The following is a 16,506-nucleotide window of genomic DNA, read 5'->3' as shown; positions in this document are numbered from 1 at the left end:
TGGGGCTTGCGAACGCTGTGATCGGCTCAGTCGCTTCGGTCCAGGACCTCGAACGGATCCCCGACCCGCAGCACCCCGGGGCCCTCCGGGACGAGGTTCTGCCCGAAGACGAGGCCGGTCGCGCCGCGCCGGTGGCGGGCCAGGGTGTGCAGGGGCTCCCGGCCGCGCGCGGCCGTGCGCTGGTCGGTGGTGGTGACGACGCAGCGCCCGCAGGGTTTGACGACCCGGAAGGTCACCTCGCCCAGCCGCACCCGGAGCCAGCCGTCCTCCTCCCACGCGCCGGTGCCGCCGACCACCACGTTCGGGCGGAAGCGGTCCATCGGCAGCGGGCCCTCGCCCGGGTGCTCGCCCTCGGCGATCAGCGAGTTGAGCGCCGCGAGCGACGCGGTGGTGGTGAGCAGCAGCGGAAAGCCGTCCGCGAAGCCGACCCGGTCCTCCGGGCGCCCGTACCGGGGATCGACCGGGCGCCGGACCGCCGGGTCGTCCATGTGCACCAGCCGGGCCTCGACGCCCAGGAAGGCGGTCAGCCACGCGTCGGCCTCGGGCCCCGCGGGCACCGCCTCGACCTTGTCCCGGAACACCTCCACGGTGACCAGGCCCCGCCGCCCGGGATCGGGCACCGGTACGTCCAGGGGCGCGGCCCCCGGGCCGGAGACCCGCACCCCGCCCCCGGGCATCCCGCGGGCCGCGCCCAACGCGAGCCGGGGGAGCTGCCGTTGGGTGAGGAACCGGCCGTCGGGCGCGGTCACCATCCACCGCCGGTCCCCGGCGAGCCCCCACGGCTCCACGGCCGCCTCCCCGGGGGAGCCCCCCGCCATCGACTTCACCGGGTGGACGTGGAGCGACAGGAGCGAGGGCGACGGGCCGGCGGGACCGGCGGAACCGGCGGAACCGGAAGGGCCGGATGAACCGGAAGGGCCTGTGGGATCGGAAGACGCAGCCATGGGGTCATCCTGCCCGGCCGGATCCGGTGGGCACCCGCCGGTTCGCGGCGCGTTCGGCGCCGGGCCGCACCCCGGTCGCGTCACGTCCTGTCCGGCCGACGCGTGGTCCGGCCGCCCGTCGCCGTCGGTCAGTAGCTCCCCGGGCCCGAGTACGGGCGCTGGTACGGACCTTCATACCCCCCGGGCTGGCCCGGCTGACCGGACGGGCCGGGTGCCGGGCGCGGCGCCACCGGGCGCATCGCGTCGTACCCCGCCGGGCCGGAGGGCCCGGCCTGCGGCTGCTGGTACTGCTGCGGCCCGGGGTAGCCGCGCGGCGCCGACGCCTGCTGCGGGATGTACGGCGCGGGCGCCTGCTGCAGGCCGGCCGGCTGCGGGCCGCCCTGCCCGTACTGCGGCTGCTGCTGGGCGTACCCGCTCTGCAGCGGCTGCACCGGGTGGGCCCCGGGCGTCGGGCCCGGGCCGTGGCCGGAGGGGCCGGAGGGCAGGGCGGGCAGCGCGGGCAGCTGACTCCCGCCGTCGAAGGGGGCCGACACCCGGATCGGGGCGATCTGCGGGGTGCCCCGCTCGGCGACGAGGCTGTCGTAGATGGGGGTGTCCGGGAACGACGACGCGGAGTAGTAACCGCTGCCGTAGGCACTGCGGGGGGAGGTCATAGCCCTTAAGTTAAGCCCACGATGTGCCGGTTGGGGAGTCAGGTACCCGGGTTGGTTCCGGAGGCCCCTGCGGTGCCGATGACCAATCGGGGCGAAGCCGGAGAATTCGGGGGCCACGGTACGTTGGACCCGTGTAAGCAACCGGAATGTTCAGGGCCTGACCAGGGGCTCGTCCGGTAATCGCGCTACAGGGGTGGCAGATGGGGATGCAGAAGGGCACCAATGTCCGGATTCCGGCGCCGGCGGTGCGGATAGAACTGGGCTGGCGGACCGGCCCCGGCGTACCGGATGTGGACGCCTCCGCGCTCCTCCTCACCGGGGGCCGGGTCCGCTCGGACGCGGACTTCGTCTTCTACAACCAGGCCGTGCACACCTCCGGCGCGGTACGGCACGAGGGCAAGGTGCCGGCGGCCGGGGCGGTGACCGACACCCTCGCCGTCGACCTGGGCTCGGTCGAGCCCGAGGTGGAGACCGTGGTGGTCGCGGCCTCCGCCGACGGCGGCACGTTCGGGCAGGTGCCGGGGCTGTACGTCCGGGTCTTCGACGCGGCGGGCGGCGCGGAGCTGGCGCGCTTCGACAGCGAGGACGCGACGGTCGAGACGGCCTTCGTGCTCGGCGAGCTCTACCGGCGGCAGGGGGAGTGGAAGTTCCGGGCGGTCGGCCAGGGATACGACAGAGGGCTCGCGGGCCTGGCGACCGACTTCGGCATCTCGGTGGACGATCCGGGGCCCGCTCCCGTCGCGCCCCCGGCTCAGGCGGCTCCCCCCGCGGCGCCGCCCGTGGCTCCCCCCGCGGCGCCGCCCGTGGCTCCCCCCGCGGCGCCGCCCGCCGCGGTCCCCGCCGCCCGGCCCGTGAGCCTGAGCAAGGTCACGCTCACCAAGCAGGCCCCGTCCGTCTCGCTCACCAAGCAGGGCGGCACCTCCGGCGCGCTGCGCGTCAACCTCAACTGGCAGATGCGGCAGCAGGAACCGGCCAAGGGCGGCGGCTGGGGCCGCCGCCTCACCCGGGCGCTCCAGGGCGACCTGGACCTCGACCTCGGCTGCCTCTTCGAGCTCAACGACGGGACGAAGGGCGTCGTCCAGGCCCTCGGCAACTCCTTCGGCTCGCTCCAGCGCCCGCCCTACATCCACCTCGACGGCGACGACCGCACCGGCGCCGCGGCCCAGGGCGAGAACCTCACCATCAACCTCGACCACAGCCGTGACTTCCGGCGCATCCTCGTCTTCGTCACGATCTACCAGGGGGCCAGCAGCTTCGCGGGCCTCCACGCCACGGTCACCCTCCAGCCGCAGCACGGCGCGCCCATCGACTTCTCGCTCGACGAGTGCACCGTGCCGTCCAACGTCTGCGCGCTGGCCCTCATCACCAACAACGGCGGCGACCTCGTCGTCCAGCGCGAGGCCCGCTACCTGGTCCCCGACCGGGGCGTCAGCCCGCAGCGCACGCTGGACCGCGCGTACGGCTGGGGCATGAACTGGACGCCCGGACGGAAGTGACACCAGCCGGGCGCGGCGGCGCCGGGAGGGCTCAGGGCGCGGCCTCGGGGCGGGTGTACGTCCGCCCCTTCCAGGCCGCGCCCCGGCCCCGGTAGTGCTGGACCGCCGAGTCGACCGTCATCAGCAGGTACAGCGCGGCGGTGAACGGGAGCAGCGGCGCGAGCCACCACGGCTGCCGGTAGTAGCGCAGCATCGGCAGGTACGTGCCCGTCATCACGGCCCAGGCCGCCGCCCCGGCGGCCAGGGCCGGGACGTTCCCGCCGGCGGCGCCGGCCGCCACGGCCGCCGGCGGGGCGAGGTAGACCACGGCCAGGCCCGCCACCGTGGCGAGCAACAGCAGCGGCTGGTACAGGAGTTGCGCGTAGGCGCTGCGGGACACCATCCGCCATAGCTGCCCCAGCCGGGGGTAGGGGCGGATGCTGTCCACCCGCTCGGCGAGGCCCAGCCAGATCCGGCCGCCGGTGCGTTTGACCGCGCGCGCCAGCGTCACGTCGTCGATGACCGCGTGCCGGATGGCGTCCGGGATCCGGGCCCGCTCCGCCGCCTCCCGGCGCAGCAGGACGCAGCCGCCGGCCGCCGCCGCCGTCCGGCCGCCGGGCCGGTTGACCCAGCGGAACGGGTAGAGCTGCGAGAAGAAGTACACGAAAGCGGGGACGATCAGCCGCTCCCACGGGGTGACCACCCGCAGCCGGGCCATCTGCGACACCAGGTCGAGGTCGGCCGCGCGGGCCGCCGCGACGAGTTCGCGCAGGCTGCCGGGCGCGTGCGCGATGTCGGCGTCCGTCAGCAGCAGGTACTCGGCGTCGGTACGGGCGCGGGCGAGCGCCATGCCGTGCCGTACGGCCCACAGCTTGCCCGTCCACCCGGGGCCGGGTTCGCCGGGGGAGTCCACGGTCAGCGGCAGCCCGCCGCGCTCGGCGGCCAGCGACCGGGCCAGTTCGCCGGTGCCGTCCGTGCTGCCGTCGTCGACCAGGAAGACCTCGGCCCGGCCCGGGTAGTCCTGTGCCAGCAGTGACGGCAGGCTCTCGGGGAGCACCTCCGCCTCGTCCCGGGCGGGTACGACGATCGCCACGGACGGCCAGTCGTCCGGCGGCCGGCGGTCCGGCAGGCGCACGTCCGTGCGCCAGAAGAAGCCCTGGCCCAGCAGCAGCCACAGCCACGCGGCCAGGGAACCGACGGAGATCCATGTCAGCGCGTTCACCCGCCGCAGTCTGCCCGACGGGCCCCGGGCGGGGGCGCCCGGATCGCGGGCGGCCGGTTGCGGAGGGCCGGAGAAGTCAGGCCGAAACGGGCGCCGGGGCACCCGTCCCCCGTCGGCCCATTAAGCCGTGTGCCGCCCATCCATTAAAGTGACCGGGTGAAGATCGCGCTCATGGACTCCGGCAACGGCCTCCTCGCGGCGGCGGCCGCCGTGCACCGGTTGCGGCCCGACGCCGATCTGGTCCTCTCCTCCGACCCCGGCAGCATGCCCTGGGGTCCCCGCACTCCGCAGGACGTCACCGAGCGCGCCCTGGGCTGCGCCCGCGCCGCCGCCGCGCTGCGTCCCGACGCCCTGATCATCGCCTGCAACACCGCCTCGGTCCACGCCCTGGAGGCCGTCCGGGACGAACTGGAGCCGGGCCTTCCGGTGATCGGCACGGTGCCCGCGATCAAGCCGGCGGCGGCGGGCGGCGGCCCGTTCGCCATCTGGGCCACCCCGGCCACCACCGGCAGCCCCTACCAGCGCGGCCTCATCCGCGACTTCGCGGCCGGCGTCGAGGTGACCGAGGTGGCCTGCCCCGGGCTCGCCGACGCGATCCAGTGGGCCGACGACGCGGCCATCGACGCCGCCATCGCCTCGGCGGCGGCCCGCACCCCGCGCGACGTCCGCGCCGTCGTCCTCGGCTGCACCCACTACGAGCTGGTCGCCGAGCGCATCCGGGCCGCCGTCCAGCGGCCCGCCGGACCGCCGCTGGTGCTGCACGGCTCGGCCGGCGCGGTGGCCGCGCAGGCGCTGCGCCGGATCGGCGCCGACCCGGCGCCGGACGCGGAGCCGGCCGGCCGGCTGACGGTCCTGCTCGGCGGACGTGAAGGGGCCCTCGACGCGGCCTCGCTGAGCTACCCGGAGGCCCGCTCCCTGACGACGGTGGGGGCGGGGCGCTCGTAAGGCCGGCGGCGGGACGGCGTCGTCCCGCCGGGGCACGCGTCCGGGCCGTCCCCGTGGAGACCCCTGCCGCCGGGGCGGAACCTCGGTACGCTGCCTGGTATGAGGGACCAGCCGGAGGCCCCGAAGGGGCACGACGACAGCGAGTCCGCCGTCTGGACGGGCCGCGCCACCAACCGGGTGCAGTGGCTGCTCGCCGCCGCCGGAGCCGCCTGCATGGCGCTGGGCATCGACCTGGCCGTCGCGCACCCCTGGACCTCGGGGATCATCCCGCTGGTGATGTCCGTCGTCGGCTGCGTCGCCGCCGGGCTGCTGATGCTCTACGGCACGGTCGCGTTCGTGCACGTGGCGGTGCGGGTCGACAAGGAGACGCTGGAGGTCCGCTGCGGCCACATCGGGCTGCCCCGGACCCGTATCCCCCTCGCCCAGGTGGTCGACGCCGTGTTCGCGCCCCGGGTCACGCCCCGCCAGTGGGGCGGCTGGGGCTACCGCTGGCGGCCGGAGCAGGGGACGGCGGTCGTGGTGCGCCGGGGCGAGGGCTTTGTGCTCCGGCTGGGCGACGGGCGCTCGTTCACGGTCACGGTGGACGACGCGGAGGCCGCCGTGCGGGTGATCCGCGACCGGCTCGGCCTCGCCGGTGGGCGAACCGCTTCCGTCTGAGACACCCCCCTTCCCGGCCGCTCAGGCCGCTTCCCGGACCTGAATGCCCCCGTCGTGTGACGTCCACGGACTCCCCGGGCCCGCCGCCGCCTGACGCTCCGGCCGTCGGAGGCCAGTGCACAGTACGCGAGTTCCCCTGTTCGAAGAAAAAGGCGGAAACAAATTCGGCCACTCCTCGGCCGTGTCACTTGAAGTCCCCGGCGTCCGCTCTATCCGGGATCCGTTTGCTTTGCTAACGTGTGGGGTGCGTATTCTTCCGAGCGCAGTCGGGAGTCGTTGAGGATGCACCGCAAAAGCATATGATCGACCGCTCGATCCCACGTCAGTGAGTGCGGCTTTTCCCGCCGGGTGACAACCCGCGGGAAGGGCATTCTGACGAACCGGACGGCGGGGGTGCCGCGGCCTCTGATCACCATGGTGGATCAGAGCGAAGCACGAGGTCAGGACGGCAGCCGTCCCTATCGCTTTGCGCACTGTCAAACCCTCCGGGCCCCAATGCCCACCTCGGTTCAGGGGGATTCCTCCCGCCTGTGCGAGCTGAATGCAGGGACGCGCATGAAAGCTTTTCGGGTCACTCGCGAGTTTCCTCTCGCATTGCGACTGCTACTGATCAACCAGTTTGGCATCGACATCGGGTTCTATATCCTGGTGCCATTTCTCGCGGCATATCTGGGTCAGGAACTCGGAATGTCCGACGCGCTCGTCGGCCTGGTGCTCGGCGTGCGCAACCTCGGCCAGCAGGGCCTGTTCCTCCTCGGCGGCTCGGCCGCCGACCGGCTGGGCCCGCGCGCGGTCATCATCGCCGGATGCGCCCTGCGCACGCTGGGCTTCTCCCTCTTCGCCTTCGGCACCACGCTGCCGGTCGTCCTCGGGGCCTCACTGCTCAACGGACTCGCCGCCGGCCTCTTCTACCCGTCCGCCCGGGCCTACGTCGCCCTGGAGGCGGGTGACCGCAAGGCGGAGGCGTTCGCCCTGCTCAACGTCTACGCGACCATCGGCTCACTGATCGGCCTGCTCCTCGGCAGCGTCCTGATCCGCGCCGACTTCCGGATCTGCGCCGTGGCCGCCGCCGTCGTCTACGCGCTGCTCACCGTCGCGCAGGCCATGGTCATCCCGGAGCGGCCGGCCCCCGCCGCCGACCGGAGCACCGTCCTCGGCGACTGGCTGGAGGTCTTCGGCAACCGCCGGTTCCTGCTCTTCTCCCTCGCCACCACCGGCATGTTCACCGTGGAGAACCAGCTCTGCCTGCTGCTGCCCGCCGGGGCGAAACAGGCGTCCGGCTGGGAGGGCGCGGCCGGGGTGCTGCTCGGGGCCGGCGCCGCCGTCAACCTCTTCCAGATGCCCATCACCAGGGCCCTGGAACGGCACGGCGGCGGCAGCCGGTGGGTCGGCGGCGGACTCGTCCTGATGGGCCTCGGGTTCGTCCCCCCGCTGCTGATCTGCGCCGACGGACCGCCCGACGGCCTGCGGGAGGTCGTGCCCCGGATGACGATCATGCTGATCGGGTCGCTGCTGCTGTTCGTCGGCACCATGATCGCCCACCCCGCCGTGCTGGAGATGATCCCCCGGTTCGGCCGCGAGACGCTCGCCGGCACCTACTTCGGGCTGTTCTACGTCTTCGCCGGACTGACCGCCGCCGGCGGCAACGCGGTCGTCGGCTGGACGATGGACATGGGCAAGCAGTACGAGTGCCCGTGGCTGCCCTGGATCGGCTGCGTCGCCTTCGGCCTCTCCTCCGCCCTCGCCGTCACCCTGCTCTACCGCACCCGGCTCCTCCCGGACCGCCCGGAGGTCTCCGCGGTGGAGGGCACCGTCATCCCGTCCGGCCTGCCCGAGCGGGGCGGCGCGGTCGCCGCGGAGGCGAGCTCCGGCCCGGCCGGCCCGACGGCGGGCAGCGTCGGCCGCTGGGAAGCGGGCCTCCTCGGCCGCACCCGCCTGCCGTCCCCGGGCCGCGCGACGGACGAGGCCCGGGAGAAGCCGCCGCGTTGAGCGGCGCGCTCGGCGGCGCTCGGGCGCCGCGTTGGTCTGGACGGTGCGCCGGCTCCGGGTCGCGCCTGCTTGGCCGCCGCGACGGTGACGAGGTGGCCGCCGGGGCCGGCCGGACCTGCCGAGTCGCCGGCCGGCGGCCCTTGTCCGGGCCGAGTGGCCCCGGTCCGTACCGGAACGGCCGCTTTGCCGCCCGCCTCGCGCGGCGCGGACGGAGCGGCCGTTCCCGCGTCCGGGGGCCGTCGGGACGGGCGGGGGACGGGCGGCCGTACCCGTCCCGGGCGTCAGGGCCGCCCGTCCCGGACTCCGGAGCTTCCCGTCCCGGACTCCGGAGCTTCCCGTCCCGGGCGTCGGGGCTTCCCGTCCCGGGCGTCAGGGCCGCCCGCCCCGGGCGCCAGAGCTTCCCGTCCCGGGCACCAGGCCCGCGCGGCTCGGCGCGTACGGTCGTCTTGCGCGGGCAGGCGGAGCGCCGCAAGGTCGAGACGTGGAGACGCCGGCCCCGGCCCCCGAGCGGCGGGGGCCGGGTCGGCCGAGCCGCCGCTGAGGAAGGACGCCCATGCCCATCGCCACGGTGAACCCCGCGACCGGCGAGACCCTCAAGACGTTCGAGGCCCTGGCCCCGGACGAGATCGAGCGCCGGGTGGCCGCCGCGGCGGCCGCGTTCCGGCACCACCGGACCCGGGACTTCGCCGAGCGGGCCCGGCTCCTCCGTCGTACCGCCGACCTCCTGGAGGAGGACGGGGACGACATCGCCCGCACCATGACCCTGGAGATGGGCAAGCCGCTCGCCGCCGCCCGCGCGGAGGCGGCCAAGTGCGTGAAGGCCATGCGCTGGTACGCCGAGCACGCCGAGGCCCTGCTCGCCGACGAGCACCCGCCGGCCGACGCGGTCGCCGACTCGGGCGCGTCGGCCGTGCGCGTCCACCACCGCCCGCTCGGGCCCGTCCTGGCGGTCATGCCGTGGAACTTCCCGCTGTGGCAGGTCGTCCGGTTCGCCGCCCCCGCGCTGATGGCGGGCAACGTCGGACTGCTCAAGCACGCCTCCAACGTGCCGCAGACCGCCCTGTACCTGGAGGACCTCTTCCGCCGGGCCGGCTACCCCGAGGGCTGCTTCCAGACGCTGCTCATCGGCTCCGGCGCCGTCGAGTCCGTGCTGCGCGACCCCCGGGTGGCCGCCGCCACCCTCACCGGCAGCGAACCGGCGGGCCGCTCCGTCGCGTCCGTCGCCGGGGACGAGATCAAGAAGACGGTCCTGGAGCTGGGCGGCAGCGACCCGTACGTGGTGATGCCCTCCGCCGACCTGGCCCGCGCCGTCCGCACGGCGGTGACGGCCCGGGTCCAGAACAACGGCCAGTCCTGCATCGCCGCGAAACGCTTTATCGTGCACACGGACGTCTACGAGACGTTCCTGGAGCGCTTCACCGCCCGCATGGACGGGCTGACCGTCGGCGACCCGCTCGACGAGGCCACCGACGTCGGCCCGCTCGCCACCGAGCAGGGCCGCGCCGACGTCGAGGAACTGGTCGACGACGCGGTGCGGCTGGGCGCGGTGCCCCGCTGCGGCGGCGGCCGGCCCGCCCTGCCGGGGAAGCTGGCCGGCGGCTGGTTCTACGAGCCGACCGTGCTCAGCGACATCACCCCGGAGATGCGGATCCACCGCGAGGAGGCGTTCGGCCCAGTCGCCACGGTCTACCGCGTCGCGGACCTCGACGAGGCGGTGTCGGTCGCCAACGACTCCCCGTTCGGCCTGAGTTCCAACGTCTGGACCCGGGACGAGGACGAACAGCGGCGCTTCGTCCGGGACCTGGAGGCGGGCGGCGTCTTCTTCAACGGCATGACGGCCTCCCACCCGGCCTTCCCCTTCGGCGGCGTCAAGCGCTCGGGCTACGGCCGCGAACTGTCGGGCCAGGGCATCCGCGAGTTCTGCAACGTCACCACGGTGTGGTACGGAGCGGAGCCGGGCGCCGACGCCTGATCAGCACCCCCAGCGCAGGGCGGGCGTCCGCACCGGCGCGTCCCACCACCGCAGCATCTCGTCGTCCACCTGGCACAGCGTCACGGAGGCACCGGCCATGTCGAGGGACGTGACGTAGTTGCCGACGAGGGTCCGGGCGACGGGCACCCCGCGCTCGCGCAGCACGCGGTGCACCTCCGCCGCGAAGCCGTACAGCTCCAGCAGCGGCGTCCCGCCCGCCCCGTTGACCAGGACCAGCACCGGTCCGGTGGGGTGGAGGTCGTCCAGCACCGCGTGCACGGCGTAGTCCGCGATCTCCCCGGACGTCATCATCGGCCGGCGCTCCCGGCCCGGCTCCCCGTGGATGCCGACGCCGAGCTCCAGTTCACCGGCCGGCAGGTCGAAGGTGGGGCCGCCCTTGCTCGGCGTCGAACAGGCCGACAGCGCGACGCCGAAGCTCCGCGACGCCTCGTTCACCCGCCGGGCGACCGTCTCGACCCGCGCCAGCGGCGCCCCCGCCTCGGCCACCGCCCCGGCGATCTTCTCGACGAACAGGGTGGCCCCTGTGCCCCGCCGCCCGGCCGTGTGCGTACTGTCGGTCACCGCCACGTCGTCGTTGACGAGCACACTGGCGACCTGGATTCCCTCGTCCTCGGCGAGTTCGGCGGCCATGTTGAAGTTGAGGACGTCACCGGTGTAGTTCTTCACGACGAACAGCACGCCCGCCCCACTGTCCACGGCAGCCGCGGCCCGCACCATCTGGTCGGGCACGGGACTCGTGAAAATCTCCCCGGGGCACGCGGCGTCCAGCATCCCCGGCCCCACGAACCCCCCGTGCAACGGCTCATGCCCCGACCCACCCCCCGATACCAGCCCCACCTTCCCCGCCACCGGCGCGTCCCGCCGCCGCACGACCCGCCCCTCCACATCCACCACCAGCTCGGGATGAACGGCGGCCATACCCCGCAGGGCGTCGGGCACGACGGACTCGGGGACGTTGATCAGCATCTTCACGGGGGGCTCCTTCGGTGACGGACGGTTAAGTCGCTGACCTGGAATTCCGCAGGTCAGGCTCAGTGAAGGGAGTGATCGGCCTTGGCGGGCTCCGGCGGTTGCCGACGCCCTGTGGCGGCACTGACGCCGGCCTGATCCGGCCTTTGCTGACGCGTGGTCAGCTTGCCCGGCTCGCCGCCGAGCGTAATGGACGCACGGTCCGCTTCACCACGGCCGTTGTCACCGCCGTCTACCGCGCGCACGCCGCCGTATTGCCCGGAGCCGGCCTGCGCATCGGCGCGTGGTCCGCGTTCGCCCCCGTCGAGATCGCCCTGCGGGTACGCGAGCCGTTTCCGGCGATGGAGTGCGAGGAGCCCCCCCATCGCCGGACCGAAGCGCGACAACGTCACCTGGCCGAGTGCCGGTCAGGATTCCCCGTGCGGCGCGCCCACTCGCCGTCGCCGACACCCCGGCCCGCCGGGTGGGCGCATCGGGAGGTCAGCGAATCACAGAAAGGAAAGCTGCTGTCACCATTTGATCACCACGGCGCCGTTGCAGGCCTGCTTGCCGTCGACCCCCTTGGTGCCGGTCTTTCCGGCGCTGCCCTCGCGGCCTACGCTGCCGTTCGGCCGACCGCCGCTGCCGCCGTTGCCACCAGGCCCGCCCTGCCCGCCGCCGCCACCGCAGCCGTACATGCCGTTCGGGGCTGTCCCACCCGCACCGGGACTGCCGCCGTTGCTGCCGTGGAACAGGTGAGACCGCCCGCCCGTGCCGCTTGATCCGCCTCGTTGACAGCTTCCAGCCCTGCGGCATTTCCCGCGATGTGCCAGTGGTGCGGCCGACCCTCCCAGTGGCGTGTGACCACGGCAGGGGCTTGAGGTCTCAGGCGCTGGACGATCTCATTCTCCGTCGGCTGCCGCGACCGCTTGCCCGCGCTGCCGCGGGACCGTTTTCGCTCCCCTTCGCGAACCGTCTCCCGGCCCCGGGCGTGCCCGGAGTCACACCGTCCGGCTCGGCCCCGGGGCGGGGGAGCGGTGGTGGGACGCGGCGTGGCCCGCGCCGCGGCCGGTCGCGTGGCCGGTGATCAGTCCGTTGCGGACCCGGACCGCGATCTCGGTGAGGTCGTCGGCCGGGGGGTGGCCGAGGGCTGCCGGGACCGTGCCGGTGTCGTCGAACACCACGCGGACTCGCGGCAGCCGGTCGGCCGTGAACACCCGGCGGAGGCAGCCGACGAGGTCCACGATCCGGAGCCGGGCCAGTCGGCCGGTCTCGGCGGGGTCGCTCGTGACGACGGCGATCGTCACCTCGTCGTCCGGCCGCGCCGAGCGCAGTACGTCCTCGGCCGCGGACAGGCGCCCCACACCCAGCACGGAGACCACTCCGTCGGCGCCGAGACCGACCGGCCCGCCGGTGATCTCGTCGCGCAGGCCGCGCGGCGGCACCCATGGATCCTCGGTCGGGCGCGCGGGAGCGACGAAGGGCAGGTGCGGCGGCTCCGGGGCGTCGCCGAGGTCGATGCCGGCGAGATGCTCGGCCGCGCGCGCCAGGTCGAAGGGGTCGCCGACGCCGGGGGCGTTCTCCGCGAGGGCGGCCGCGCCGTGGAGCAGGGTCAGGGCCAGCCCGGCGGGCCGCAAGGCGCGCGCGGCCGACCGCGGTTCGAGTGCCAGTGCGAGCAACAGCGCCTCGAACCGGACGAGTTCCGCGAGCGCGGTCCGAGCCGACTCGGTGCCCAGCGCTCCGGACAGCGAGCGCGACCGCAGGTGGCCGCTTCCCGGGGTGTCACCGAGGAAGGGCAGCCTTTCGAGCCATACCCGGGCGAACGAGCCGAGCGCCTGTCCGACGGAGCCGGGGGATTCGGCCGGAGGCTCGGCGGCGTCCCGGGCCCGTTCCGCGGCGTCGACCAGCACCGCGAAGTAGAGCGCGCGCTTGCCGGTGAAGTTGGAGTAGACGGCACCCCTGGTCAGTTCGGCCCGCTCGGCGATCCGGTCGATCTTGGCCTCGGCGAATCCGAACTCGGCGAACTCCCGCCGGGCCGCGACCAGCACCGCGGCACGGGTCCGCTCCTGCTGCTGTGCGCGGGTCAGTCTCGCCATCGTGCCCCCTTCGGCTCCTGGTGTGCCATGATACAACCAGCATCCAGATGATGACGGTATCCGAAAGGTGCGAACATCGGAGTTTGTGGTGGGTGGGAGCGGGGTGGTGCGCCCGCGAGGCGGCGAAAACCTCCGCACTTTCCCCCACCCAACGCACCATCAGACGCTCGGAAGGACCACCCATGACCTGGCCCGAAGCCCCCGCGACGGACACCGGCCTGCTCGTGCTGCACGCCCTGCGCTGCGCCGGCACCGTCACCCTCGCCCGGCTCCACGCGATCACGGGGCTGGACGAAGCCGACGCCGAGTCCGAACTCATCGATCTGGGGGCCGGCGGCCTGGTCACGCGCCTCTCCGGCGGGATACCGGGGTGGGGCCTCACGGACGCCGGCCGCGCGGTGGACGCCGAGCGGATCACCCGCGAACTGGAGACGGCCGGGGCCCGCGAGCGTGTGACGGCGGCGTACGAGCGGTTCCTCGTCCTCAACCCCGAACTGCTCGACCTCTGCACGGCCTGGCAACTCCGGCCCGTGGACGGTGACATGGCCCTCAACGACCACGGCGATCCCGGTTACGACTCCCGGGTACTCGCCCGGTTCGTCGACCTGGACCGCCGCGCCGACGCCGTCTGCGCCGAACTGTCCGCTGCCCTGCCCCGGTTCGGCCGCTACCGGATCCGCCTCACCGAGGCCCTCGAACGTGCGGCCGCCGGCCGGTCGGAGTACGTGGCCGACGGCACCGCGTCGTACCACATCGTGTGGGCGGAGCTGCACGAAGACCTGCTGGCCACCCTCGGGTTGCGGCGATGAGGTGGATCCGCGCGATCTCCGCCCACACCGAGGAATCGGCGGAGACACTGGGAGGCAAGGCGCTCGGCCTGGTCCTCCTGCACCGTCTCGGCCTGCCGGTGCCGGCCGGGTTCGTCGTCACCACGGAAGGCTGCCGCGCCTTCCTGCGGGACGGGCGCCTTCCCGAAGGACTCCGCGACGAGCTCGCGACGGCCGTGGCGGAGCTCGAACGCTCCACCGGGCGGACCTTCGGGGGACCGCACAAGCCGCTGGCGGTGTCCGTCCGGTCCGGGGCCAGCGTGTCCATGCCCGGCATGATGAACACGATCCTCAACCTCGGCCTCACGGCCGAAGCCACCGAGGGCCTGGCCGCCGAGACCGCCGACCGGCCGTTCGCGCTGGCCTCACGGCTGGCCTTCCTGACGAGCTTCGCCTCCGCGACTGCCGACTCGGACGCGATCGCCAACGCGGGCGCGGTCGCCAACGCGGGCCCGATCACCATCGCGGACGCGATCACCCACGCGGGCCCGACCGCCACCGCGGACGTGACCGCCACCGCGGACGTGATCGCCACCGCGGACGCGACCGCCCCCGCGGACGCGATCACCTACCCGGGCACGACCACCACCGCGGACGCCGCATCGGCCGCCCCCGCGGAACATCCCGGCCGGCGGACCGGGAACGAGGAAGCACACCTCACCCGGTCGATCGAGGCGGTCCAGGACCTCGTCCGGCGACGCGGTGGCCGACCGGTTCCGGACGACGCCGCCCACCAGCTCGACCAGGCGGTCGAAGCCGTCTTCTCCTCCTGGGACGCACCCCGCGCGCGCACCTACCGCGAGGTGAACGCCATCCCGCACGACCTGGGCACGGCTGTGATCGTCCAGCGGATGGTGTTCGGCAACCGCGACGCCCGCAGCGGCACCGGAGTCGCGTTCAGCCGCGACCCCAACACCGGCGAGAACGTCCCGTTCGGCGAAGTCCTCTTCGGACACCAGGGGGAAGAGGTCGTCTCCGGGAGGGCGACGACCCGGCCCCTGCGCCAACTCGCCGAGCGGGAGCCGGACGTGTGGGCGGGGCTGCTCGACGCCTTGCACCGGATCGAGGAGCACTACCGCGGCCCCTGCTACGTCGAGTTCACCTTCCAGTCCGGCGAGCTGTGGCTGCTGCAGGTCCGGCCCGGCCGGTTCGTGGGGAGCGCCGCGGTCCGCGTGGCCACCGAACTCGTCGCCGAGCGACTCATCGGGCGGGAGGAGGCCCTCCTCAGGGTCTCCCCCCTCCATCTCCGGCACGCGCGCACACCGCGCATCGCGTCCGTCGAGGAGGCCGACGTCCTCGCCCGGGGCATCGGGGCCTGCCCCGGCGTCGCCACCGGCAGGATCGCGACCACGGCGGACGGCGCGGTCCGCATGGCCCGAACCGGTCCGGTCGTCCTGGTACGCCCGGAGACCTCCCCGAACGACATGCACGGCCTCGCCGCCGCCACCGGAATCGTCACCGCGCGCGGCGGGCCCGCCAGCCATGCCGCCGTCGTCGCGCGGGCCATGGGCAAGCCCACCGTCGTGGGCGTACGCGGCCTCACCGTCGACGCCGGCGGCGCCTCCGTGACGGCCGCCGGCCGCACCCTCCCGGAGGGCACGCTCGTCACCATCGACGGAACCAGCGGCGACCTGGCCCTCGGCAGCCCCCGCGTCGTCACCGACGCCGCCGACGAACACGTCCGCCGACTGCTCGCCTGGGCCGACGACGTCTCGGGCGACCGCTCCGCCCGCGAAGAGGCCCAACGCCTCGAAGCGGCCCACCAGGCCCTGCGCGCTCTCTGAACCCACCCCCTCCCGACAGGAGAACCACCATGGCGACCCGGCATGTGTACCTCGTACGCCACGGGGCGGCCGACCCCTTCGGCACCCTGACCGACGTCGGGGAGAGGCAGTCGCAGCTGGTCGGCGAGCGCCTGGCCGGCCTTCCGGTCGACTCGGTCTGGCACTCGCCGCTGCCCAGGGCCGCGCACTCCGCGCGGATCGTGGGCGCCGCCCTGCCGGGCGCCGTCGTGCGGGAGGCACCGGAGCTGGTCGATCACATCCCGTACGTCCCGGTCGACATACCGCCGTCGTGGGCGGCGTTCTTCGACGGCTACGGCGCCGAGGAAGCCGAGGACGGGCGCCGCCGTGCCGACGCCCTGACCGCCGGGTTCGCGTGCCCCGCCGCGACCGAGACGCATGAGGTCCTGGTCACGCACGCCTACCAGGTGGCCTGGCTGGTCCGGGACGCCCTGGACGCGCCGCCGGTGCGATGGCTCGGCCTGAACTGCGGGAACGCGGCACTCACCGTGATCGAGTACCGCGACGGCACGGCACCGACGGTTCTGCTGTACAACGACATGGGCCACCTCCCGGCCGAACTGCGGTGGACCGGGTTCGGAACCGGCACCCGCCCCTGATCTCCTGATCGGCACCCCTTCGATCCGGGCCCTCGCCCGGCCGGCGCACGGTCCCGGGAACGGGCGGACGGCCACGTCAGGGCGGCGTCAGGGAAACGGCGCACCGCTTGCCCCGGGCCGCCCGGTGGCCTTCGATGGTCTTCGTGAACAGCCGTCTGCGCCACGACGACCGGCCGCCTCATAGGGCGACGACCGGCGCCGCGCACTGCTCACGTCCCGTGCGCTGAGCGCACTTCCCCGTACCCGGACCACGGCGCCGCCAGGTGCTCCGTCGTGGTGTCCGCGTACGTGGTCCGGCTCGTCGGCGTGCACACGCGTGTGTGCCGCCGGCGCGCCCCTCCCATTCGAGCGGCAGC

Annotated in this window: 14 protein-coding genes; 8 read left to right on the top strand and 6 right to left on the bottom strand. The window is 74.2% G+C overall.

Translation table 11 applies throughout. The annotated features are described in order from the left end of the window. Positions 1-26: 26 nt before the first annotated feature. Together J7W19_RS03575 and J7W19_RS03570 are read right to left on the bottom strand one after the other, a co-directional pair. The gene (locus J7W19_RS03575) at positions 27-944 is read right to left on the bottom strand and encodes an MOSC domain-containing protein (RefSeq protein WP_078587776.1); all 918 of its coding nucleotides are present in this window, start codon (positions 942-944) and stop codon (positions 27-29) included. A 128-nt stretch (positions 945-1,072) separates the two neighbouring features. Next, positions 1,073-1,597, bottom strand: a complete 525-nt coding sequence (locus J7W19_RS03570; protein ID WP_004940844.1) for a DUF6643 family protein — start codon at positions 1,595-1,597, stop codon at positions 1,073-1,075. A 206-nt stretch (positions 1,598-1,803) separates the two neighbouring features. Between J7W19_RS03570 and J7W19_RS03565 the strand changes: the two genes are divergently transcribed. Then, positions 1,804-3,093, top strand: a complete 1,290-nt coding sequence (locus J7W19_RS03565; RefSeq protein ID WP_040888384.1) for a TerD family protein — start codon at positions 1,804-1,806, stop codon at positions 3,091-3,093. A gap of 31 nt (positions 3,094-3,124) precedes the next feature. Here J7W19_RS03565 and J7W19_RS03560 read toward each other — a convergent pair whose 3' ends face one another. Beyond that, positions 3,125-4,285, bottom strand: a complete 1,161-nt coding sequence (locus J7W19_RS03560; protein WP_411848854.1) for a glycosyltransferase — start codon at positions 4,283-4,285, stop codon at positions 3,125-3,127. Positions 4,286-4,450: 165 nt separating this feature from the next. On the opposite strand from J7W19_RS03560, the gene J7W19_RS03555 reads away from it, so the two are divergent. From J7W19_RS03555 to J7W19_RS03540, 4 genes are all read left to right on the top strand, one after another. Further along, the gene (locus tag J7W19_RS03555; protein ID WP_004940851.1) at positions 4,451-5,239 is read left to right on the top strand and encodes a glutamate racemase; all 789 of its coding nucleotides are present in this window, start codon (positions 4,451-4,453) and stop codon (positions 5,237-5,239) included. A 99-nt stretch (positions 5,240-5,338) separates the two neighbouring features. Next, the gene (locus J7W19_RS03550; protein ID WP_004940854.1) at positions 5,339-5,896 is read left to right on the top strand and encodes a hypothetical protein; all 558 of its coding nucleotides are present in this window, start codon (positions 5,339-5,341) and stop codon (positions 5,894-5,896) included. Between the two features lie 495 nt (positions 5,897-6,391). Then, on the top strand, positions 6,392-7,885 hold the full coding sequence (locus J7W19_RS03545; RefSeq protein WP_325176053.1) for an MFS transporter: 1,494 nt from the start codon (positions 6,392-6,394) through the stop codon (positions 7,883-7,885). Between the two features lie 553 nt (positions 7,886-8,438). Continuing rightward, complete coding sequence (locus tag J7W19_RS03540) at positions 8,439-9,857, top strand: NADP-dependent succinic semialdehyde dehydrogenase (protein WP_004940859.1); 1,419 nt, start codon at positions 8,439-8,441, stop codon at positions 9,855-9,857. On the opposite strand, the gene dhaK is transcribed toward J7W19_RS03540, so the two are convergent. From dhaK to J7W19_RS03525, 3 genes are all read right to left on the bottom strand, one after another. Continuing rightward, on the bottom strand, positions 9,858-10,850 hold the full coding sequence (gene dhaK / locus J7W19_RS03535; RefSeq protein ID WP_004940861.1) for a dihydroxyacetone kinase subunit DhaK: 993 nt from the start codon (positions 10,848-10,850) through the stop codon (positions 9,858-9,860). It abuts the gene before it with no gap. A gap of 59 nt (positions 10,851-10,909) precedes the next feature. Then, complete coding sequence (locus tag J7W19_RS03530; RefSeq protein WP_158688740.1) at positions 10,910-11,239, bottom strand: hypothetical protein; 330 nt, start codon at positions 11,237-11,239, stop codon at positions 10,910-10,912. Between the two features lie 588 nt (positions 11,240-11,827). After that, positions 11,828-12,922 carry a TetR/AcrR family transcriptional regulator gene (locus J7W19_RS03525; protein ID WP_004940863.1) on the bottom strand — a complete coding sequence of 365 codons (1,095 nt, stop codon included), beginning with the start codon at positions 12,920-12,922 and terminating at the stop codon, positions 11,828-11,830. A gap of 182 nt (positions 12,923-13,104) precedes the next feature. On the opposite strand from J7W19_RS03525, the gene J7W19_RS03520 reads away from it, so the two are divergent. The 3 genes from J7W19_RS03520 to J7W19_RS03510 are packed head-to-tail and all read left to right on the top strand — an operon-like array spanning position 13,105 to position 16,150. Then, positions 13,105-13,731 (top strand): hypothetical protein, encoded by a 627-nt coding sequence (locus J7W19_RS03520; protein ID WP_004940865.1) that lies wholly within the window; start codon positions 13,105-13,107, stop codon positions 13,729-13,731. Beyond that, on the top strand, positions 13,728-15,533 hold the full coding sequence (locus J7W19_RS03515) for a pyruvate, phosphate dikinase (RefSeq protein ID WP_004940867.1): 1,806 nt from the start codon (positions 13,728-13,730) through the stop codon (positions 15,531-15,533). Before J7W19_RS03520 ends, J7W19_RS03515 begins: the two co-directional genes overlap by 4 nt. 29 nt (positions 15,534-15,562) lie before the next feature. Then, the gene (locus J7W19_RS03510) at positions 15,563-16,150 is read left to right on the top strand and encodes a histidine phosphatase family protein (protein WP_004940868.1); all 588 of its coding nucleotides are present in this window, start codon (positions 15,563-15,565) and stop codon (positions 16,148-16,150) included. The last annotated feature ends 356 nt before the right edge of the window (positions 16,151-16,506 follow it).

Origin of the sequence: Streptomyces mobaraensis NBRC 13819 = DSM 40847 (genome assembly GCF_017916255.1) — a bacterium.
Classification (GTDB): Bacteria; Actinomycetota; Actinomycetes; order Streptomycetales; family Streptomycetaceae; genus Streptomyces; species Streptomyces mobaraensis.
The sequence above is the reverse complement of the archived record's forward strand: the minus strand, read 5'-3'. Positions and strand labels throughout refer to the sequence as shown.

Bases quoted from the DNA above. Each gene is read 5' to 3' on its own strand.
- J7W19_RS03575 (WP_078587776.1), bottom strand. From the start codon at position 944: ATGGCTGCGTCTTCCGATCCCACAGGCCCTTCCGGTTCATCCGGCCCT.
- J7W19_RS03570 (WP_004940844.1), bottom strand. From the start codon at position 1,597: ATGACCTCCCCCCGCAGTGCCTACGGCAGCGGTTACTACTCCGCGTCG.
- J7W19_RS03565 (WP_040888384.1), top strand. From the start codon at position 1,804: ATGCAGAAGGGCACCAATGTCCGGATTCCGGCGCCGGCGGTGCGGATA.
- J7W19_RS03550 (WP_004940854.1), top strand. From the start codon at position 5,339: ATGAGGGACCAGCCGGAGGCCCCGAAGGGGCACGACGACAGCGAGTCC.
- J7W19_RS03545 (WP_325176053.1), top strand. From the start codon at position 6,392: ATGCCCACCTCGGTTCAGGGGGATTCCTCCCGCCTGTGCGAGCTGAAT.
- J7W19_RS03540 (WP_004940859.1), top strand. From the start codon at position 8,439: ATGCCCATCGCCACGGTGAACCCCGCGACCGGCGAGACCCTCAAGACG.
- J7W19_RS03525 (WP_004940863.1), bottom strand. From the start codon at position 12,922: ATGGCGAGACTGACCCGCGCACAGCAGCAGGAGCGGACCCGTGCCGCG.
- J7W19_RS03520 (WP_004940865.1), top strand. From the start codon at position 13,105: ATGACCTGGCCCGAAGCCCCCGCGACGGACACCGGCCTGCTCGTGCTG.
- J7W19_RS03515 (WP_004940867.1), top strand. From the start codon at position 13,728: ATGAGGTGGATCCGCGCGATCTCCGCCCACACCGAGGAATCGGCGGAG.
- J7W19_RS03510 (WP_004940868.1), top strand. From the start codon at position 15,563: ATGGCGACCCGGCATGTGTACCTCGTACGCCACGGGGCGGCCGACCCC.